The sequence below is a fragment of the Baekduia sp. genome, from assembly GCF_035685985.1.
Lineage (GTDB): Bacteria > Actinomycetota > Thermoleophilia > Solirubrobacterales > Solirubrobacteraceae > Baekduia.
In genome coordinates this window covers 41,908-61,382 of record NZ_DASRZV010000038.1, presented here as the reverse complement: position 1 = coordinate 61,382, position 19,475 = coordinate 41,908, and the positions used below count along the sequence as shown (strand labels likewise).

15 protein-coding genes are annotated in these 19,475 nt (G+C 73.1%); 2 read left to right on the top strand and 13 right to left on the bottom strand.

Going from position 1 to position 19,475, the window contains the following annotated elements:
• Positions 1 to 9 precede the first annotated feature (9 nt).
• Entirely contained in the window at positions 10 to 705 is a 696-nt protein-coding gene (locus VFG42_RS26435; protein ID WP_324911852.1) for a GntR family transcriptional regulator, read from the bottom strand.
• 58 nt (positions 706 to 763) lie between these two features.
• Between VFG42_RS26435 and VFG42_RS26430 the strand changes: the two genes are divergently transcribed.
• Complete coding sequence (locus VFG42_RS26430; protein WP_324911851.1) at positions 764 to 2,017, top strand: MFS transporter; 1,254 nt, start codon at positions 764 to 766, stop codon at positions 2,015 to 2,017.
• On the opposite strand, the gene VFG42_RS26425 is transcribed toward VFG42_RS26430, so the two are convergent.
• The 4 genes from VFG42_RS26425 to VFG42_RS26410 form a co-directional block, all read right to left on the bottom strand.
• Complete coding sequence (locus VFG42_RS26425; protein ID WP_324911850.1) at positions 2,010 to 2,342, bottom strand: cupredoxin domain-containing protein; 333 nt, start codon at positions 2,340 to 2,342, stop codon at positions 2,010 to 2,012. The two genes, VFG42_RS26430 and VFG42_RS26425, sit on opposite strands and share 8 nt — an antisense overlap.
• Positions 2,342 to 3,688 carry a DUF1501 domain-containing protein gene (locus VFG42_RS26420; protein WP_324911849.1) on the bottom strand — a complete coding sequence of 449 codons (1,347 nt, stop codon included), beginning with the start codon at positions 3,686 to 3,688 and terminating at the stop codon, positions 2,342 to 2,344. Before VFG42_RS26420 ends, VFG42_RS26425 begins: the two co-directional genes overlap by 1 nt.
• Before the next feature lie 12 nt (positions 3,689 to 3,700).
• Entirely contained in the window at positions 3,701 to 4,996 is a 1,296-nt protein-coding gene (locus VFG42_RS26415; RefSeq protein ID WP_324911848.1) for a DUF1800 domain-containing protein, read from the bottom strand.
• 64 nt (positions 4,997 to 5,060) lie between these two features.
• Positions 5,061 to 5,939, bottom strand: a complete 879-nt coding sequence (locus VFG42_RS26410) for a hypothetical protein (protein WP_324911847.1) — start codon at positions 5,937 to 5,939, stop codon at positions 5,061 to 5,063.
• A gap of 93 nt (positions 5,940 to 6,032) precedes the next feature.
• On the opposite strand from VFG42_RS26410, the gene VFG42_RS26405 reads away from it, so the two are divergent.
• The gene (locus VFG42_RS26405; protein WP_324911846.1) at positions 6,033 to 6,758 is read left to right on the top strand and encodes a hypothetical protein; all 726 of its coding nucleotides are present in this window, start codon (positions 6,033 to 6,035) and stop codon (positions 6,756 to 6,758) included.
• 29 nt (positions 6,759 to 6,787) lie between these two features.
• Here the strand turns inward: VFG42_RS26405 and VFG42_RS26400 are convergent, their stop codons facing one another.
• From VFG42_RS26400 to VFG42_RS26365, 8 genes are all read right to left on the bottom strand, one after another.
• Positions 6,788 to 7,186, bottom strand: a complete 399-nt coding sequence (locus VFG42_RS26400) for a hypothetical protein (RefSeq protein WP_324911845.1) — start codon at positions 7,184 to 7,186, stop codon at positions 6,788 to 6,790.
• A 27-nt stretch (positions 7,187 to 7,213) separates the two neighbouring features.
• The gene (locus VFG42_RS26395; RefSeq protein WP_324911844.1) at positions 7,214 to 9,106 is read right to left on the bottom strand and encodes a SpoIIE family protein phosphatase; all 1,893 of its coding nucleotides are present in this window, start codon (positions 9,104 to 9,106) and stop codon (positions 7,214 to 7,216) included.
• On the bottom strand, positions 9,106 to 14,472 hold the full coding sequence (locus VFG42_RS26390; protein ID WP_324911843.1) for a HAMP domain-containing protein: 5,367 nt from the start codon (positions 14,470 to 14,472) through the stop codon (positions 9,106 to 9,108). Before VFG42_RS26390 ends, VFG42_RS26395 begins: the two co-directional genes overlap by 1 nt.
• A gap of 142 nt (positions 14,473 to 14,614) precedes the next feature.
• Positions 14,615 to 14,998, bottom strand: a complete 384-nt coding sequence (locus tag VFG42_RS26385) for a hypothetical protein (RefSeq protein ID WP_324911842.1) — start codon at positions 14,996 to 14,998, stop codon at positions 14,615 to 14,617.
• Positions 14,999 to 15,039: 41 nt separating this feature from the next.
• Positions 15,040 to 16,206: a sn-glycerol-3-phosphate ABC transporter ATP-binding protein UgpC gene (locus VFG42_RS26380; RefSeq protein WP_324911841.1), complete on the bottom strand. Its 1,167-nt coding sequence runs from the start codon at positions 16,204 to 16,206 to the stop codon at positions 15,040 to 15,042.
• Positions 16,207 to 16,212: 6 nt separating this feature from the next.
• Positions 16,213 to 17,607 carry a GH1 family beta-glucosidase gene (locus tag VFG42_RS26375; RefSeq protein ID WP_324911840.1) on the bottom strand — a complete coding sequence of 465 codons (1,395 nt, stop codon included), beginning with the start codon at positions 17,605 to 17,607 and terminating at the stop codon, positions 16,213 to 16,215.
• A complete protein-coding gene (locus tag VFG42_RS26370) occupies positions 17,604 to 18,446 on the bottom strand; it encodes a carbohydrate ABC transporter permease (protein WP_324911839.1) in 843 nt (280 codons plus the stop codon). Before VFG42_RS26370 ends, VFG42_RS26375 begins: the two co-directional genes overlap by 4 nt.
• Positions 18,446 to 19,453 carry a sugar ABC transporter permease gene (locus tag VFG42_RS26365; RefSeq protein ID WP_324911838.1) on the bottom strand — a complete coding sequence of 336 codons (1,008 nt, stop codon included), beginning with the start codon at positions 19,451 to 19,453 and terminating at the stop codon, positions 18,446 to 18,448. Before VFG42_RS26365 ends, VFG42_RS26370 begins: the two co-directional genes overlap by 1 nt.
• Positions 19,454 to 19,475 lie beyond the last annotated feature (22 nt).

Below are 19,475 nucleotides of genomic sequence, written 5' to 3'. Positions count from 1 at the left end.
ACCCCGGCCTCAATCGTCGGATGCCACCGGGGCCGTTCGAAGGCCGACGGCGGCGCCCGCGCGCGGCGCCGCGCCCGCGCGGTCGCGCGCGAGCGCCAGGTGGTCGGCCAGCAGGCGGTCGGCCAGCGCGACGTCGCCGTCGCGCAGCGCCCGCGCGATCGCCGCGTGCTCGTCCGCGAGCGCGGTCATCGGGGTGACGCCGTCGGCGATCATCACGGCCGCGACGCGCTGCTGGCGGTCGCGCAGCCCGTCGTAGACCGACAGCAGGATCGCGTTGCCCGCGGCCTCGACCCAGGTGCGGTGCAGCTCGCGGTCGGCCTCGGCGAAGGCGAGGCGGTCGGGCGTCGGGGCGCTCGCGATCTCGCGCTGGCGGGCGACGAGCGCGTCGAGGTCGTCGGCGAGCGCCGCCGGGTCCGGCGCCTGCGCCAGCGCGTGGCGCTCGATCAGCTCGCGCGCGTCGAACAGCTCGCGGATCTCGCGCGGCCCGATCGGCACGACGAGCGCGCCGCGCTTGGGGTAGAGCCGCAGCAGCCCCTCGGCCTCGAGCTGCAGGCACGCCTCGCGCACGGGTGTGCGCGAGATGCCCAGCTCGGAGGCGATCGCGCCCTCGCTGAGCAGCTGGCCCTCCGCGTAGGCGCCCTCCAGCAGCCGGCGCTTGACGTGGTCGTAGGCGCGGCGCATGGCGGTCGGCGGGCGGTCGGACACGGGGGACGATGCTATAGATACTTCTTGCATGCAAGCTGTCGGGAAGCCTGCGGCATCGGTGGCGGTCGCGCACGCGGCCGCGCCGTCCCGCCCCACCGCCCGCGCCTGGACGATCTGGGCGATCGGCGCCGCGTTCTACTTCGTGGCGGTCTTCCACCGGATGGCGCTCGGGGTGGCGGGGCTGACCGCCGAGCAGCGGCTGCACATCGGCCACGGGCAGCTGGCGACGTTCACCGCGCTGCAGTTCTTCATGTACCTGGTCATGCAGGTCCCCGCCGGGCTGGCCGCCGACCGCGTCGGCCCGCGGCGCACGCTGGCCGCGGGCCTGGCCTGCATGGCCGCCGGCGAGGCGCTGTTCGCCGCCGCGCACGCGCTGCCGCTCGCGCTGGTCGCCCGCGCGCTGATCGGCATGGGCGACGCGCTGACGCTGCTGAACGTGCTGCGGCTGGCGCAGGCGTGGTTCCCGCCGCGCATGGGCTCGCTGCTGGCGACGGCCACCGGCGCGGTCGGCGCGCTCGGCCAGCTGCTCGGGACGATCCCGCTGCGGGCGGCGCTGGACGCCTTCGGCTGGACCGCGACGTTCGCCGCCAGCAGCGTCGCGACCATCCTGTTGTTCTTCGTCGCGCTGGCGACGATCCGGGACCGGCCCGACGACCAGGCCGCGCCCGCGCGCCACGCCCACGCGCCGGTCCTCGCGACGCTGCGCGACGCCTGGTCGCGGCCCGGCACCCGCCACGGGTTCTGGGTGCACATGGCGCTCTTCTGCCCGTTCCTGACGATCGGCGCGCTGTGGGGCAGCCCGTTCCTGCAGGAGGGCCAGCACCTGTCGGCGTCGGCCGCGGCGACCTACCTGTTGGTGTTGACCGCCGCGTTCGCCGCGTCGGGGCCGGTCGTCGGCGCGATCGCGGGGCGCGGAGTGCGCGCGCAGAACCGGACCGTGTTGGTGTTGAACCTGGCCGTCGCCCTCCCCTGGCTGGCGATCCTCGCCTGGCCGGGCGGCATGGTCCCCCACGCGCTGCTGCTGGCGGGCTTCGTGCTCTGCGGCATGGCGACGTCGGGCGGGATGGTGGCCTTCGACATCGGCCGCCGCGAGAACCCGCCGGTGGCCGGCGGCAGCGCGACCGCGCTGGTCAACTGCGGCGGCTTCTCGTCGGCGATCCTGTGCCTGCTGGTCGCCGGGGCGATCCTCGGCGACGGCCACGGCGAGACCGCGGCGCGCTTCCAGGTCGCGCTGGCGCCGATGGTGGCGCTGTCGCTGCTGGGGCTCGTGCAGAGCGCGCGGCTGACGCGGGCGCGCGAAGCGGCTATCTGACGACGCGCAGGGTGGCGCGCATGCCGCGCGCCTCGTGGTCGGCGACCGTGCAGATCAACCGGTAGGTGCCGGTCTGCTCGAGGTTCAACCGCAGCGTGGCGGTGGCGCCGGGCTTGACGATCGTCGCCAGCGCGCCGACGCGCCTGCCGCCGCGCTCGACCACGAGGTCGTGGACGTCCTCGCCGAGGTTGCGGACGTTGAGCTTGACCTTGCCGCGCTTGACCTTCGGGCGGTAGACGGCGATCGCGAACTCGCGCTCGCCGATGCCGACGGCCTGGGTGGCCGCGGCCGCGGCCGCCGTGGCCAGCGGCGCGTCGGCGACCATCAGCGCACCACCTGGACCGAGCCGAACGACGGCGCGTTGGGGATGACCTCGGCCGGGTCGGTGCCCAGCCACTGGCCGATGAGCGACCCGTACACCTTGCGGAAGTCGACGGTCACCTTGAGGTTCTTCTCGGGATCGAGGGCGGTCAAGGAGGGGTACTCGGTCAGGATCCCGCCCAGCGCGCGCGGGCCCTGGACCCAGGCGACGCCGCCGGCGCCGTGGTCGGTGCCCTGCGACTTGTTGGCCTGCGGGCGGCGGCCGAACTCCGACCACACGAAGGTCAGGACGCGGTCGGCCAGCCCGCGCGCCTCGAGGTCGGCCTGGAAGGCGGCCAGCGCCTCGCCGACCGCGCCGAGGTCGCGCTCCAGCGTCTGGGCCTGGCCCTCGTGGGTGTCGAACTCGCCGTCGGCGTCGACGGTCGCCACGCGGATCCCGAGCGGCTGGGAGAGCAGGCCCGCGAGGACCTTCAGCCGGTCGGCGGTGTCGTTGTTGTCCGGGTAGGCGACGGGCCCGGCGAGCGGGTCGGGCTTGTCCTTGGTCGCCGCGTACGGCGCGAGCTGCTCGGAGACCTTGTGCGCCAGGCGCGCGGCGCGCATCGTCGCGGCCGGGCCGGCGGCCTTCGGCGCGGGCTGGGCGAGCGCGTTGTAGGCGTCGACCGCCGCCGTGCCCCAGTCGCCCCAGACCGACCACATCGACAACCGCGCGTCGCCGGGGTCGGACACCGACGCGACCGGCGCGCCGGCCGAGCGCAGCGTCGGCGAGAGGCCGTAGCCGGAGCTCAGGCCCTGCAGCGGGTTGTCGGCGCTCCCGTGGCGGTCCAGCCAGCGCCCGAGCCAGCCGGACACCGACTGCTGGGAGACCATCCCGGTCTCCCAGAACGCGCGCGAGGCGAAGTGCGACAGGTTGGGGTTGGCGTAGTCGATGCCCGGCAGGAAGCCGATCTGCCCGCGGTCGTACAGGCCCTGCAGGCCGCCGTCGATGCCCTTGCCCAGCGCCGGGTGCAGGCCCAGCGACGTGCCCTTCAGCGCCAGCGGCGTCGCCGGGGAGACGCCGCCGCGCAGGTCGCGCAGCGCGCCCTCCTGGTCGAGCGGCATCAAGGTGTCCAACAGGTCGAGGCCGCCGGGGAGGAAGACCGAGACGAGCACGGGCGCGTCGGGCGCGGCGGCGGCCTCGGCCGCGGCGGCGTCGAGCAGGTGCGCGGTCGGCAGGCGCGTGGCCGCGTAGACCGTCACGCCCGCGCCGATGCCGTACTTGACCATCTGGCGGCGCGTGAGCACGTCGCGGCGCGCGGCCTCGGAGGCGCGGTGGAAGTCCTGGCAGGCGGCGTGGGCGCGGAAGCGGGGCACGGGTGACGAGTCCTAGTGCAGGTGGTAGTCGGGGCCGGAGAGCAGGAGGTGGCGCATCGCGCGCTGGGTCATGTCGGCGGCGACCTGGCGCTGCCACTTCTGGCCGGCCATGTGGTCGTAGCCGGAGGCCAGCGCGAGCAGCGCCCGGCGCGTGCGCGGGCTGACCCACGGATGTCCGGTGGCGGCCAGCGCGCGGTCGAGGTGCCGCTTGGGGCTCAGGCCCAGCGGCGTCTCCTCGTCCTTGACCTGGAGGCCATGCTGGCTGAGCGCGACGTTGGCGGCCGTGAAGCGCGCCCGCATGCCGTTGGACGACATCCACGCCGGACCCCAGTCCCAGCCGGCGACCGACGGCGGCGAGAACAGCCGCTGGCCCATCGAGGCCGTGACCCAGACCCAGTCGTCGGTCTTCACCCCCAGGCCCGTGGCGCGCAGCATCCCGGCGACCGCGACGACCGGGGCCTTGACCAGCGTCGGCGCCCCGAGGTTCGCGTACAGCTTGGGATGGCCGAGGATCGCGCCGACCAGGGGCTTCAGCCGGTAGCCCGAGTTCTTGTAGATGTTCTGCAGGCGCACGCGCGTGCGCGCGTCCAGCGGCTCGTCGACGAAGTAGGCCCACAGCTTGCGCACCAGGAACTCGGGGTGGCGGTGGTGGTGGACGACGAGGCGCAGGACGTCGTGGGGGCCGAAGCGGCCCTTGTGGCCGAAGATCCGCTTGACGCCGCCGTCGTGGTTCTCGGGGTTGAACTTCACCGAGGTCAGCACGCCGCCGACCTTGCGGCCCTCGACGTAGCCGGTCAGCGCGCGGGCGGCCTCGCGGACGTCGGTCTCCGTGTAGCCGTTGCCCTCCCCGAGCGTGAACAGCTCCATCAGCTCGCGCGCGAAGTTCTCGTTGGGCTCGTCCTTGTAGGAGCCGATGAGGTTGAGGAACGTCCCCATCGCGGGGTCCTGCATCACGTCGCCCAGCAGCGCGGGGAAGGTGCCCAGCGCGCGGCGGCGGAAGAGCGCGTTCTGGCGCAGCATCAGCGGCGTGTCGACGTCGCGCGTGGCGAAGTGGTCGTGCCAGAAGAGCACCATCTTCTCTTCCAGCGGCCGCGTGGTGCGGACCATGCGGTCCATCCACCACAACATGTCGTGGCCGTACTCGTTGACCGGGTCGAGCTTCATCGGCTTGGGCCCGGGCGCCAGCGGCGCCTTGCGCCCGTTCGGGGACAGCAGCCAGTCGATCGTGTCGCCACGACCGCGATGCGCCCACTTGCGGGCCTCGTGCTCGGTGGCGCCGAACCCGGCGCGCCACAGCGCACGACGCACGTGTGCCTCGTTCCACCCCGCCACTGCACGGCTCACGGTAGCTCGGTTTCGGCGCGCCGGCCCGTCAGCCCTTCGTCAGCGGACCACTTTGCACAGCTTCGAACGCGGATCCGGGGACCTGGTTGAGCGTGTGCAGGTCGTCGTCGTGCCAGCGGCGGTCGGGCGCGCCGGTGACGTACCAGGGCGAGCCGTGGTCGGCGACGATCATCCCGTAGCGCTTCAAGGCCTTCAGGATGACCAGCGCCTGGCCGTGGAAGCGCGAGGTGTCGAACGACGCCTTCAGCCGCAGGCGCAGGCCCATCGGCGGGAGGTCGGGGTCGCTGTCGGAGGACGCGAAGTGGCGCGCGGGCGACACGTAGGCCTTCTGGGTGCGCGGGACGGTGACGCGCAGCGCGTGGGCGATCGCGCCGGGACGCGCGAGGCCGGGCAGGATCGGCAGGCCGGCGGCGTCGGCCGACGTCCAGCCCTTGGGGCGCGGCCTGCCGGTCCTGAGGTCGAACCTGGCGCCGGAGGCCGCGGTCCAGCCGCGCCCGTCGCGGTGGGCGCCGAACAGCTCGTAGAGCGTGCACGTGCCCTGCTGGAGGACGAGCACGTGGCGGTCCGAGCCGCCCTCGACCGGCGCGGTCGGCGGGATCGGGTACGGCCCCTTGTCGCTCTCGTCGCCGTAGTCGGTGAAGCGGATCGGCACCCGCTTCTGCGTGCGCGGCACGATCCGGAACGGGATGCCGTAGGTGCGCGAGGCGAAGTCCGGGTGCAGGTGCGCGGCGAGCCCGATCGAGCGGACGTAGGCGTCGGAGCGCGGGTCGACCGGCGCGCGCGAGATGTCGCGGTTGAACGCGTTGTCGCGCGGGAGGACCGGGCAGCCGCCCAGCGTCGTCCCCGGGCCGGGCGTGCCGATCGCCAGCGCGGCGGCGGCCGCGGTGGCGGCGAGCGCGGGAAGCATGCGCGCACGCTATCGACCCCGCACCGCAACCCTGGACGCCGCGCGTGGTTCGGACTGGAGTCCCCCCGCGCCGTTGCCGATACTCCCGACTGGATGCCCCCTCGCGCCCTCCCCTGCCTGCTCGTGCTCGCCGCGCTGCCCATCGGCGCGTGCGGCAGCGCGTCGTCGAGCGGGACCGTGCGGGCGTGGAAGGTCGAGGATCCCTACCTGCCGCCGCCGGATCCGTCCACGCTGGCCAAGGCGAAGACGGACGCGCCGGCGGCCGAGGCCGAGCCGACGTCCACGCCGACCGTCGCGCGCGGCGACGACGCCCCCGCCATGGGCGCGCCCAGCGACGCGCAGATCGCCGCCGAGCTGAGAGAGGCCTACGGCGGCAAGGGCGGCACGAACCTCGACCAGGCCGCGATCGACGCCAACGGCCTGGCGATCGTCCCCGACACCGCGCCGCGCAAGCTGGTGGCCTTGATGCACGCCGCCAACGACGTCGCCAAGAAGCCCTACGTCTACGGCGGCGGCCACGGCCGCGTCGCGGGCGAGATCTGGACCGACAGCGCCTACGACTGCTCGGGCAGCGTCTCCTACGCGCTCGCCGCCGCCGGCTACCTCAAGGGCCCCGAGACCTCCGGCACGCTGATGTCCTTCGGCAAGCCCGGCCCCGGCAAGTGGGTGACGATCTACGCCAACGCCGGCCACACCTTCATGGTCGTCGCCGGCCTCCGCTTCGACACCTCCGGCCGCCAGAACACCGGCACCCGCTGGCAGCCCGCCAACGCCCGCTCCTACGCGGGCTTCACGGTCCGCCACCCGGTCGGGCTCTAGGCGCGGCGCGCCGCGCCCGGTGGGCGCCGCTACTCGGCCTGGCGGCCGAGGATCGCGACGAAGCGCTCGATGCGGCGGCGCTCCGCCTCGGGCAGGGCGCCGTCGTGCTCGACGAGGAGCGTCATCGGGCCGCGGTCGTGGGCCCAGGTGCGGGCGGTGTCGCCGAAGGTCGGCGCGACCCAGACGAGGGCGAGGCCGGAGGCGAACGCGCGGACGGTCGCCTCGGCGGCGTCGGGCGTCGCCTCGCGGCGCAGCACGGTGACGGCGGGCTGGTCCAGGGCGCGGGCGACCGCGTCGATCGCGGTCAGCTCGCCCGCGTCGAGGGACAGGGCCAGCTCGCCCTGGCGCAGCAGGTCGACGGCCCAGCCGGCGGGAGCGGCTTCGAGCGCGGAGGCCGGGGCGACGAGGCGGAAGACGGGGTCGGTCACGGCGCGAACCGTACCGCCACCGGCCCCCTAGCCCGTCGCCGCCCGGTCGGACGCGGGGCGCGCCGCGCCGTCGAGCGCCGGCGACCGCAGCGCGCGGCGCAGCCGGACGGTCGAGCCGTGCGGCGCCAGCTCCAGCGTGACCTCGTCGGCCAGCGCGCGCATCAGCTCGATGCCGCGGCCGCGGTCGGGGTCCGAGGGCGAGCGGTCGCGCGAGCCGGCGTCGCGGACGGTGATCGAGACCTCGCCGTGGGGATCGACCTCGAGGTCGACGTCGACGGTCGTGCGGGCGAAGTTCGTGCCGTGCTCCAGCGCGTTCTGCCACGCCTCGTTGGCGGCCATCACCAGGTCGTGCACCTCGTCGGGCTCGGCGCCGGTCTCCCGCAGCCAGCGCGCGGTCAGCCGGCGCAGCGACGTCAGCGCGTCGGCGTCCGGCGAGAGCTTCAGCCGCGCGACCGGACCCAGCCGCGCCTCGCCGCGCACCGCGACGAGCGTCACGTCGTCGTCGGCGCGGTCGGCCTCGGTGGCCGCCAGCGCCGCGGCGACCATCGCCTCCGGGCTGCCGCCCCGCGCCACCGCCTCGCGCAGCCGCTCCAGGCCCGCGTCCAGGCGCTCGCCGCGCCGCTCGACCAGCCCGTCGGTGTACACCAGCGCGGTCGTCCCCGGCCGCAGCGACGCGACGCGCTCCTCGTAGCGCCACGTGTCCATCACGCCCAGCGGCGGCCCGGCGCCGTGGACGATCTCGGTCGCGCCGTCCGGACGCACGATCAGCGGCGGCGGATGGCCCGCGTTGACGAAGCGCAGCGTCCCGGAGTCGATCTCCAGGATCGCGAACAACATGGTGGTCATGAGGTCGGCGCCCAGGCCGACGTGGTAGCCGTTCATGCGCTCGACCAGCGCCACCGGCGCGTGGCCCTCCAGCGCGTAGGCGCGCGCGACCGATCGCAGCTCGCCCATCCGCGCCGCGGCGTCCACCCCATGGCCCGCGACATCTCCTACAACAACGCCCAGGCGCCCGCCGGGCAGCGCGATCGCGTCGTACCAGTCGCCGCCCACGCGGGTGCCGCCGCCGCCCGGCGCGATGTGCGCCGCCAGCGAGACGCCGACGATCGACGGCAGCCGGTCGGGCAGCAGCGCGCGCTGGAGCGTCGCGGCGATCTGGCGGTCGCGCTCGTCGGCCACCTGCACCAGCAGCTGCTGCGGCGTGCCGTGCACGTCGCGCACCGACACCACCGTGACGGTCACCGGGAACGGCGTGCCGTCGTCGCCCATCACGTGCGCGGTCCACGGCTCGCCGCCGTCGCCGTGCGTGGCCGCCGCCAGCAGGCGCTCGGCCAGCTGCGGGCGATCGCGCTCGTGCAGGACGTCGTGGACGAGCGTCCGCGCCAGCGCCGCCTCGCCCCGCCCGGTCAGCCGCTCCAGCGCCGGGTTGACCTGGAGCGCCAGGCCGTCGAGGTCGCACAGCGCCATCCCCGACGTCGCCGCCGCGAACGCGTTGCGCACCAGCTCGTCGGAGCGCCGCAGCTGGCGGCGGTGGCGGTCGAGGTCGGCGAAGACCTTCACCTTGGACCGCAGCACCAGCGGGTCGAAGGGCTTGAGCAGGTAGTCGACCGCGCCCGCCTCGTAGCCGGCGAAGACCTCGGCCAGGTCGCTCTCGGCCGCCGTCAGGAAGATGATCGGCACGTCGCGCGACCGGTCGCGGGCCTTGATCAGCTCGGCCGTCTCGATGCCGTCCATGCCGGGCATCTGGACGTCGAGCAGGATCACCGCGAAGTCCTGGGTCAGGACCTCGCGCAGCGCCTGCTCGCCGCTGTCGGCCTCCACGACCTCGACGCGCAGCGGCTCCAGGACGGCCTGGAGCGCGATCCGGTTCTCACGCCGGTCGTCGACGAGCAGCACGCGTGCGGGATCGACCTCGACCATCAGCGATGCAGCCAGACCCGCATCAGCGACAACAACTGCTCGACGTCGACCGGCTTGGTGACGTAGTCCGACGCGCCCGCGCTGATCGACTTGTCGCGGTCGCCCTTCATCGCCTTGGCGGTGAGCTGGATGATCGGCAGCGCGTCGAACCGCGGCATCGCGCGGATCGCTCGGGCCGTCTCGTATCCGTCCATCTCGGGCATCATGACGTCCAGGAGCACGAGGTCGGTATCGGGCTGCTCGCGCAGCCGCTCGATCCCCTCGCGCCCGTTCTCGGCGAACGCCACCTTCATCCCGCGCGTCTCCAGGGCCGACGCGAGCGCGAACACGTTGCGGATGTCGTCGTCGACGATCAGCACGCGCTTGCCGTGGAAGACCTGGTCGGCCGTCCGCAGCTTGGCCAGCAGCTTGCGCGTCGGCTGCGGCAGCTGGGTCTCCAGCCGGTGCAGGAACAGCGCGGTCTCGTCGATCAGGCGATCCGGCGAGGCGGCGGTGCCGACGACCAGCCGCGACGACGCGGCCTCCAGCGCGACGCGCTCCTCGGGCGCCGGCGGCTCGGGGACGTGCAGGACGATCGGCAGCTCGCGCATCGCCGGGTCGGCCTCCAGCGCCAGCAGCACGTCCAGCGGCCACTTCGCCCCGCCGCGGACGACCACGACCGCGCAGTCGGCGCCGTCGGAGCGCAGGCGCGCCGCGGCGTCGTCGGGCCCGACGATCAGCACGTCGACGTCGTCCCCCGCGCCGAGCAGCTCCAGCGTCTCGTCGTCCAGGCCGTCGCCGTCCTGGACGATCGCCAGCCGCTTGACGCTGCGCGCGCTCAGGCGCTCCAGCGCGTTGAGCGCCGCCAGCGCGGCGCCGCCCGGGTGCGTGGGCCCGAGCTTCTCGGTCGTCGCCTCGTCCACGTAGGCCGCGGCGCCCGCGCGCAGCGCGGCCAGCCGCCCGCCCGCCGGGCCCGCGACGACCACCGGCCGGTGGCGCGTCTCCGGATGCGACTTCAGCTGGGCCAGCAGGCGCTCGCCGCGCCCGTCGCCGGCGAACAGCAGGACGACGTCGGGCCGGTACTCGCGCGCCAGCGCCAACCCGAGCGGCGTGCGCCGGGCGACCAGGCCCTTGAAGCCGTGCTCGCGCGCGACGGCCAGCGCGCCGGCCGCGTGGTCGGCGTCGTGGGCGATGACCAGCAGCACGCGGTCGCCGGCGACGATCGAGCCGCGGTCGTCCTCGACGCCGTCGTAGGGCAGCAGCGCCGCGGACTCGGCCGTCGCCTCGGCGGGCGCGGCCAGCGGCGGCTCGGCGGGCGCCTCGATCTGCGCCGCCTCGCCGGTGCGCCGGGACAGCGGCAGGACGAGCGTGAAGCACGAGCCCTCGCCGACCTGCGACGTCACGCGGATCTCGCCGCCCAGCAGGCGCGAGATCTCGCGGCTGATCGACAGGCCCAGGCCCGTGCCGCCGTACTTGCGCGACGTCGTGCCGTCGGCCTGCTGGAAGGCCTCGAAGATCGACGCCAGCTTGTCGGCCGCGATGCCGACGCCGGTGTCGGCCACCGAGAACGAGATCCGCTCGTCGGCGTCGCGCGCCACCTTCAGCGCCACGGTGCCGTTGTGCGTGAACTTGAACGCGTTGGACAACAGGTTGCGCAGCACCTGCTGCAGGCGCTGCTCGTCGGTGACGATCGAGGCCGGCAGCGCGTCGTCCACGTCGATCGTGAAGTCCAGCGACTTCTCCTCGGCCATCGGGCGGAACGAGCGCTCGACGTCCTCGCAGACGTCGGCCAGCGCGACCGGGCCGAGGTCCAGCTCCATCTTGCCCGCCTCGACCTTGGAGAGGTCCAGGATGTCGTTGATGAGCGCGAGCAGGTCGTTGCCCGCGGAGTGGATCGTCGCGGCGAACTCGACCTGCTGCTCGGTGAGGTTGCCGTCGCCGTTGTCGGCCAGCAGCCGCGACAGGATCAGCAGCGAGTTCAGCGGCGTGCGCAGCTCGTGGCTCATGTTGGCCAGGAACTCGGACTTGTACTTGGAGGACAGCGCGAGCTGCGTGGCCTTCTCCTCCAGGCCCGCGCGCGCCGACTCGATCTCGGCGTTCTTGGCCTGCAGCTCGCGGGCCAGCGACTGCGACTGGGCCAACAGCTGCTCGGTGCGCATGTTCGCGCGGATCGTGTTGATGACGACGCCGATCGTCTCGGTGATCTGCTCCAGGAACGCCCGGTTGATCTCGCTGATCGACTGCAGCGACGCCAGCTCGATGACGCCCAGCACCTGCTCCTCGAAGACGACCGGCAACACGATGATGTTGCGCGGCGGCGCGTCGCCGAGGCCGGAGGAGACCTTGATGTAGTCCTTGGGTACGTCCTCGACGACGATCGGCTTGGCCTCGACCGCCACCTGCCCGACGAGGCCCTGGCCGAGCGCGAGCTGGTCGCGGATCGAGCCGCCGTCGCCGCCGTAGGAGGCGACCAGCCGCAGCTCGCGGCGCTCGTCGCCGGGCGCGCCGTTCTCCACCAGGTAGAACGCGCCGTGCTGCGAGGTGACCAGCGGCGTCAGCTCGCTCATGATCAGGCGCGTGACCTGGCCCAGGTCGCCCTGGCCCTGGAGCATGCCGCCCATCCGCGCGAGGTTCGTCTTCAGCCAGTCCTGCTCGACGTTGATCTGCGTCGTCTCGCGCAGGTTGGCGATCATCTGGTTGATGTTGTCCTTCAGCTCGGCGACCTCGCCCTGGGCCTCGACCGTGATCGACCGCGTCAGGTCACCCTGCGTCACCGCCGTGGACACCTCGGCGATCGCGCGCAGCTGCGTCGTCAGCGTCGACGCGAGCTGGTTGACGTTCTCGGTCAGGTCGCGCCAGCGGCCCCGGACGCCCTCGACCTCGGCCTGACCGCCGAGGGATCCCTCGGTACCCACCTCGCGCGCGACACGGGTCACCTCGTCGGCGAAGGACGACAGCTGCGACACCATCGTGTTGATCGTGTCCTTCAGCTCCAGGATCTCGCCGCGCGCGTCGACGGTGATCTTCTGCGACAGGTCGCCGTTGGCCACCGCCGTCGTGACCTGGGCGATGTTGCGCACCTGGCCGGTCAGGTTGTCGGCCATCGAGTTCACCGACTCGGTCAGCGACCGCCACGTGCCCGACACGCCCTCGACCTGCGCCTGGCCGCCGAGCTTGCCCTCCGTGCCGACCTCGCGCGCCACGCGCGTGACCTCCGCCGCGAACGACCGCAGCTGGTCGACCATCGCGTTGACCGTCTCGGCCAGCGCGGCGACCTCGCCCTTGGCCTCGACCGTGATCTTCTTGGACAGGTCGCCGTTGGCCACCGCCGTCGTCACCGTCGCGATCCCGCGCACCTGCTCGGTGAGGTTGGCGGCCATCGAGTTCACCGACTCGGTCAGCGAGCGCCACGTGCCGCTGACGTCCTCGACCTCGGCCTGGCCGCCGAGGCGGCCGTCGGTGCCGACCTCCTTGGCCACGCGCGTCACCTCGGCCGCGAACGACCGCAGCTGGTCGACCATCGTGTTGATGGTGTCCTTCAGCTCCAGGATCTCGCCGCGCGCGTCCACGGTGATCTTCTTGGACAGGTCGCCCTGGGCCACCGCCGTCGTCACCTGGGCGATGTTGCGCACCTGGTGGGTCAAGTTGTCGGCCATGAAGTTGACGTTCTCGGTCAGGTCGCGCCACGTGCCCGAGACGCCCTTGACCTCGGCCTGGCCGCCGAGCTTGCCCTCCGTGCCGACCTCGCGCGCGACGCGCGTGACCTCGTCGGCGAACGACGACAGCTGGTCGACCATCGTGTTCACGGTCCGCTTCAGCTCGAGGACCTCGCCCTTGACGTCCACGGTGACCTCTTGGGTCAGGTCGCCCTTGGCCACCGCCGTCGTCACGCGCGCGATGTCGCGGACCTGGTCGGTCAGGTTGCGCGCCATGACGTTGACGGAGTCCGTGAGGTCCTTCCACGTGCCCGCGACGCCCGGCACGACCGCCTGGCCGCCCAGGCGGCCCTCCGTGCCGACCTCGCGCGCCACGCGCGTGACCTCGTCGGCGAACGAGCGCAGCTGGTCGACCATCGTGTTGATGGTGTCCTTCAACAACAGGATCTCGCCGCGCGCGTCGACCTCGATCTTCTGCGACAGGTCGCCCTGGGCCACCGCCGTCGTCACGAGCGCGATGTTGCGTACCTGACCCGTCAGGTTCTCCGCCATCGAGTTCACCGACTCGGTCAGGTCCTTCCACGTGCCCGACACGCCCGGCACCTCGGCCTGGCCGCCGAGCTTGCCCTCGGTGCCGACCTCGCGCGCCACGCGCGTGACCTGCTCGGCGAAGACCGACAGCGTGTCGGTCATCGCGTTGATCGTGTCGGCGAGCGCCGCGACCTCGCCCTTGGCGTCGACCGTGATCTTCTGCGTCAGGTCGCCCTTGGCGACCGCGCCCGCGACCTGGGCGATGCCGCGCACCTGGTCGGTCAGGTTGCGCGCCATGAAGTTGACGTTCTCGGTCAGGTCGCGCCACGTCCCGGAGACGCCGCGCACCTCGGCCTGGCCGCCGAGCTTGCCGTCCGTGCCGACCTCGCGCGCCACGCGCGTGACCTCGTCGGCGAAGCCGCCGAGCTGGTCGACCATCGTGTTGATGGTGTCCTTCAGCTCCAGGATCTCGCCGCGCGCGTCCACGGTGATCTTCTGGGTCAGGTCGCCGTTGGCGACCGCCGTCGTGACCTGGGCGATGTTGCGGACCTGGCCGGTCAGGTTGTCGGCCATCGAGTTCACCGACTCGGTCAGGTCGGCCCACGTGCCCGACACGCCGGGGACCGCGGCCTGGCCGCCGAGCTTGCCGTCGGTGCCCACCTCGCGCGCGACGCGCGTGACCTCGTCGGCGAACGACGACAGCTGGTCGACCATCGCGTTGACCGTCGTGCCGATGCGGGCGAACTCGCCCTTGACCGGCTGGCCGTCGATCTCCATCGCCATCTTCTGGCTCAGGTCGCCCTCGGCCACCGCGACGATCACGCGCGCGACCTCCGTGGTCGGGCGCACGAGGTCGTCGATCAGGCCGTTGATGATCTGGACGCGGGCCAGGTAGTCGCCCTTGGCGTCCTGCGGCGCCCGCGCGCGCTCGGTCATCCGACCCTCGCGGCCGATCGTGCGGGCGATCCGGCCGAACTCCGCGGTCTGGCCCTCGCTGTGCTCGGCCAGGCGGTTGAACGTGACCTCCAGCTCGCCCAGCAGCCCCTTGCGCTTGGCGGGGAGCCGCTTGGAGAAGTCGCCGTCGGCCGCCGCGCTGAGCGCTTCGAGCAGGCGCCGCAGCGCCGTCGGGTCGAGCTCGCCCTGCTCGTCGTCTCCACGCTTGCGCGAACGTCCCTCGTCGGCAGCCAGGGTCCCGGCCATCGATCCTCCTTGGGTGGGTGGTCGCCGGGCGGTCGGGCGGGGCCCAGACGCACGGCCTTGCGCCGCTACCCAGTCTTGCGGAGGAAGAAACGCCGTGCAGCCCAGATGTCCGTGCGGGCGGGGTTGTGCAACGCGCGCGGCGCTAGCGACGCCCGCCCAGCTCGTCGAGGCGCTGCCGGGCGTCCTCGGCGCGCTCGCCGTGGCGGGCGGCGGCGTCCTGGGCGCGCGTGAAGCGGGCCTCGGCGGCGTCGGCGGCCTGCTCGTGCTGGGCGGCCTCGCGCTCGTGGAGTCGTGCCTGCTCGGCGTGCTCCTCGGCGGCCGCGCGGTGCTCGCGGGCCTCGGAGGCCGCGGAGCCGGCGCGGTCGACGATCGCGTCCTGCTCCTGCCGGTGGCCCTCCAGCTCGCCGGCGATGATCTGGCGCTCGCGGTCGACGCGGGCCCGCTCGGCGGCCTTGCGCCGGGAGGAGACGCCGGCCGCGGCGGCGACCACGAGCAGGACGGCGATGATGATGAGGATCGCGACCATGGCCGCCGGTGTACCCGCGCGATCGCGATCCTGCTCATCGCTCAGCGAATCGCCCGCTCCGTCTCGGGGTCGAAGAGGTGCAGCCGCTCGGTCTGGACGACCGCGCTCAGGCGCTCGCCGGGCCGCACGCGCGTGCCGGGCGGCAGGCGCAGCGTCATCCGCGCGGTGGCGGTCAGCGGGACGTCGGCGGCCAGCTCCTCCTGGTCGGCGGTCAGGACCATGTGCGCGTCGACGTCGGCGTGCACGAGCACGTCGGAGCCCAGCGCCTCGACCAGCGCGACCGTGACGTCCAGCGTGGCGCCGTCGCCCGCCGTGCCGCCGAGCGCCATCGCCTCCGGCCGCAGCCCGAGCACGACCGGGCGGTCGGCGTAGGCGCGCAGCCCCGGCCGGGCCGCGAGCAGCGCGTCGGGCACGCGAAGGCGCTGCCGGCCGACGACGACGTCGAAGGAGCCGTCGCCGGCCGGCGCCGGCCGCGCCTCGAGGAGGTTCATCGCGGGCGAGCCCATGAAGCCGGCCACGAACAGGTCGGCGGGCTCGTCGTAGAGGGTCTGCGGCGCGCCGCACTGCGCCAGGCGCCCGTCGCGCATCACCGCCACGCGATCGCCCATCGTCATCGCCTCGGTCTGGTCGTGCGTGACGTAGACGGTCGTCGTGCCCAGCTCGTGGTGCAGGCCCGCGAGGTAGGCGCGCATCTCGACGCGCAGCTTGGCGTCGAGGTTGCTCAACGGCTCGTCCATCAGGAACGCCGCCGGGTCGCGGACGATCGCCCGTCCGAGCGCGACGCGCTGGCGCTGGCCGCCGGAGAGCTGCCGCGGGCGGCGCTCCAGCAGCGCCTCGATCCCGAGCTTCTCGGCCGCCGCCTGGACGCGCCGGGCGATCTCCTCGCGCGGCGCCTTCTGCATCTTCAGCGCGAAGCCCATGTTCTCGGCCACCGTCATGTGCGGGTACAACGCGTAGGACTGGAAGACCATCGCCAGGTCGCGGTCCTTGGGGTCGAGGTCGTCGACCACGCGATCGCCGATCGTGATGTGGCCGTCGGTGTTGACCTCCAGCCCGGCGAGCATCCGCAAGGCGGTGGACTTGCCCGAGCCCGACGGACCGACCAGCACCATGAACTCGCCGTCGCGGATCTCCAGGTCGAGGTCGCGCACGGCGACCGTTCCGTCGTCGAAGGCCTTGGTGACCCCGTTGAAGCCGATGCTCGCCATGGTCGTCTACGACCCCTTCCGCGCGCGGTCGATGTAGTCCTTGTAGAACAGCGCGCTGGCCTTCGGCGTGCGCGCCTGGGTCTCGAAGTCGACGTGGACGATCCCGAAGCGCTGCGCGTAGCCGTCCTCCCACTCGAAGTTGTCCAGCAGCGACCAGACGAAGTAGCGCGTGACGTCGGCGCCGTCGGCCAGCGCCTCGCCGATCGCGGCCAGGTGGCCGGCCAGGTAGGCGCGCCGCTGCGGGTCCTCGACCACGCCGTCGGCGGGCTCGGCGTCCTCGAAGGCCGAGCCGTTCTCGGTGATCATGATCGGCAGCGACGTGTACTCCTCGCGCACGCGCGCGAGGATCTGCTTGAGCCCGTCCGGGTCGATCTCCCAGCCCATGCCGGTGACCGGCCCGACCGACTCGGCGTCGCGCACGTGCAGCGGGCCGTCGGGCGACGGCTCGACGCGCATCGGGTTGTAGTAGTTGACCCCGAAGAAGTCGCACGGCGCGGCGATCGCCTCCAGGTCGCCGTCGCGCACGGCGTTCAAGGGGCCGACCTCGCGCTCGTAGCGCTCGACCATGTCCTCCGGGTAGGCGCCCTTGAAGACCGGGTCCAGGAACCAGCGGTTGACGTAGCCGTCGCGGACGCGCGCCGCCTCGCGGTGCGCCTCGTCGTCGACGGCGGGCAGCACCGGGAAGAGGTTGAGCGCGATGCCGACCTCGCCGCCGCCGGGCAGGACCGAGCGCAGCGCCTCGGTCGCGCGGCCGTGGGAGAGCAGCAGGTGGTGGCTGACGCGCAGCGCGGTGGCCCAGTCGGTGAGGCCCGGCGCCTTGCGGCCGATCGCGTTGCCCAGGAACGCCGTGCACCACGGCTCGTTCTGGGTGATCCAGCTCGCCACCACGTCGCCCAGCTCGTCGCCGACGACGCGCGCGTACTCCGCGAAGCGCTCGACGGTGTCGCGCCGGTCCCAGCCGCCGCCGTTCTGCAGCGCCTGCGGCAGGTCCCAGTGGTAGAGCGTGGCGACCGGCTCGATCCCGCGCTCGCGCAGGGACTCGGCCAGGCGCTTGTAGAAGTCCAGGCCGCGCCGGTTGACCGTCCCGACGCCGGTGGGCTGGATCCGCGGCCAGGCGATCGAGAACCGGTAGGACTCGACGTGCAGCGAGTCCATCAACTCGACGTCGGAGCGCCAGCGGCGGTAGTGGTCGCAGGCGACGTCGCCGGTGTCGCCGTCGGCCACCTTGCCCGGGGTGTGCGCGAAGCGATCCCAGATCGACTCGCCGCGGCCGTCGGCCAGCGTGGAGCCCTCGATCTGGTAGGCCGCCGTCGCGACGCCGAAGCGGAACCCGGGCGGCGGCGCGAACGGCTCGGCGCCGGCCTCCGCGGTCGTCCCGGCGCGCGCGTCGACTGCGGTCATCCCTTCACCGCCCCGGCCGTCAGGCCCTGCACGAGCCACCGCTGGGTGGCGAAGAAGGCGAGCATGACGGGGATCGTCGATACGACGCCGGCGGCCATGAGCTGTGCGTACTCCTCGGTGTAGTTGCCAATGAAGTTGTGGATCCCGACGGGGATCGTCTCGGCCCGGTCCTGCGTCAGCGCCGTGGCGAACAGCAGCTCGTCCCACGCGAGCAGGAAGGCGTACACGAACGTCGCGACCAGGCCGGGCGCCGCGCTCGGCAGGACGATCCGCCAGAACGCGCCGAAGCGCGTGCAGCCGTCGACCATCGCGGCCTCCTCCAGCTCCGGCGGGATCGCCATGAAGAAGTACCTCATGAACCAGATCGCCACCGGCGTGAAGAACGCGGTGTAGACGAGGATCATCCCGAGCTGCGTGTCGAGCAGGTGGATCGGCGTGTTCTGCTTGAGCCAGATGAACCCCAGGAACACCGGCAGCAGGAACATCGAGCCGGGCACGATCTGCGTGCCGACGACCGCGCCGCCGAACGCCCTCTCGCCGCGGAACCGCAGGCGCGCCAGCGCGTAGCCGGCGCTGGAGGCGAACGCCGTGGCCAGCCCGGCCGACGCGGTGCAGATGATCAGCGAGTTCCTGAGGTACTTGCCGAAGTCCACCGACTTCCACATCTGCGAGAACGCCTTGACCGTCGGGTGCAGCAGGTCGTAGTCGCCGGAGGCCAGCTGCCCGCGCGTCTGCAGGCTGGACGCCACCAGCCACAGGATCGGCGCGAGCATGATCAACAGCACCGCGTAGGTCAGCGCGTTCAGCGACCAGTTGGTCAGCGTGCGTCGCGAGGCCATCAGGCTTCAGCTCCCTGCAGGTCGCGGCGGAACGCCCGGAACCAGACGCCCACCCAGATCAGCATCACCACCATGAGCAGCACCGACGCGGCGGCGCCGAAGCCGAACAGGTTGTTGGAGAACGACTGCCGGACGATCAAGGTCATGATCAGGTCCGCGTCGTTGCCCGGGTTGCTCCCGAGCATCACGTAGGGGATCGTGAACTGGTAGGTGGAGTAGATGACGCCGAACAGGAGCTGGATCGCGATCAGCGGCCGCAGCAGCGGCAGCGTGATGTAGCGGAACCGTCGCCACGGGCCGGCGCCGTCGATGGCGGCCGCCTCGTGCAGCTCCTTGGGCATCGACTCCAGCCCGGCCAGGAAGATCAGCATGGCCAGCGGGATCCCGCGCCAGATCGACGGGATGATGATCGCCAGCAGCGAGTTGTGGCCCAGCAGCCACGTCGGCCGGTCGTGGAGGATCCCGGTGTAGTCGACCAGGATCTTGTTGATGATCCCGGAGTCCGACTGCCACATGAAGCCCCACAGCACCGCGACGACGAAGCTCGGCACGACGTAGGGCGCGAGCATCAGCGTGCGCACGGTGCGCCGCCCCGGGAACTCGCGCGCCATCAGCAGCGCGATGCCCAGGCCGCCCGCCAGCGTGCCGACGTTCACCGCGACCGTGTAGATCGCCGTGTTGCGGACGGCGTCGACGAACCCGGAGTGCAGCGGGTTGGCCGAGTCGAAGAGGATCGCGTTGTAGTTGTGCAGCCCGTTCCACGGCGCGCCGAACAGCTCGCGGAACGTGAAGGTGTTGAGGTTCTTGAAGGACAGCGCGACCCCGGCCAGCGACGGGATCACGTGGACCAGGACCATGAAGGCCAGGGCCGGCGCGATCAGCCAGTAGGCCAGGCGGTGGCCGGAGCCACGCGGGCCGCGGCCGCGTCCGCCGCGGCGGCGACGGCGTCGGGCGGGCTCGGCCTCGGGCGCGGAGCCGACCTCGGTGGGGTTGACGACGGTGCTCATGCGTGGGGAAGCGTCGGGTGCG

Coding starts and splice junctions, on each gene's coding strand:
- VFG42_RS26425 (WP_324911850.1), bottom strand. CDS start 2,342: ATGGTCGCCGACGCGCCGCTGGCCACGGCGGCCGCGGCCGCGGCCACC.
- VFG42_RS26410 (WP_324911847.1), bottom strand. CDS start 5,939: ATGCTTCCCGCGCTCGCCGCCACCGCGGCCGCCGCCGCGCTGGCGATC.
- VFG42_RS26405 (WP_324911846.1), top strand. CDS start 6,033: ATGCCCCCTCGCGCCCTCCCCTGCCTGCTCGTGCTCGCCGCGCTGCCC.
- VFG42_RS26395 (WP_324911844.1), bottom strand. CDS start 9,106: ATGGTCGAGGTCGATCCCGCACGCGTGCTGCTCGTCGACGACCGGCGT.
- VFG42_RS26390 (WP_324911843.1), bottom strand. CDS start 14,472: ATGGCCGGGACCCTGGCTGCCGACGAGGGACGTTCGCGCAAGCGTGGA.
- VFG42_RS26385 (WP_324911842.1), bottom strand. CDS start 14,998: ATGGTCGCGATCCTCATCATCATCGCCGTCCTGCTCGTGGTCGCCGCC.
- VFG42_RS26380 (WP_324911841.1), bottom strand. CDS start 16,206: ATGGCGAGCATCGGCTTCAACGGGGTCACCAAGGCCTTCGACGACGGA.
- VFG42_RS26375 (WP_324911840.1), bottom strand. CDS start 17,607: ATGACCGCAGTCGACGCGCGCGCCGGGACGACCGCGGAGGCCGGCGCC.
- VFG42_RS26370 (WP_324911839.1), bottom strand. CDS start 18,446: ATGGCCTCGCGACGCACGCTGACCAACTGGTCGCTGAACGCGCTGACC.
- VFG42_RS26365 (WP_324911838.1), bottom strand. CDS start 19,453: ATGAGCACCGTCGTCAACCCCACCGAGGTCGGCTCCGCGCCCGAGGCC.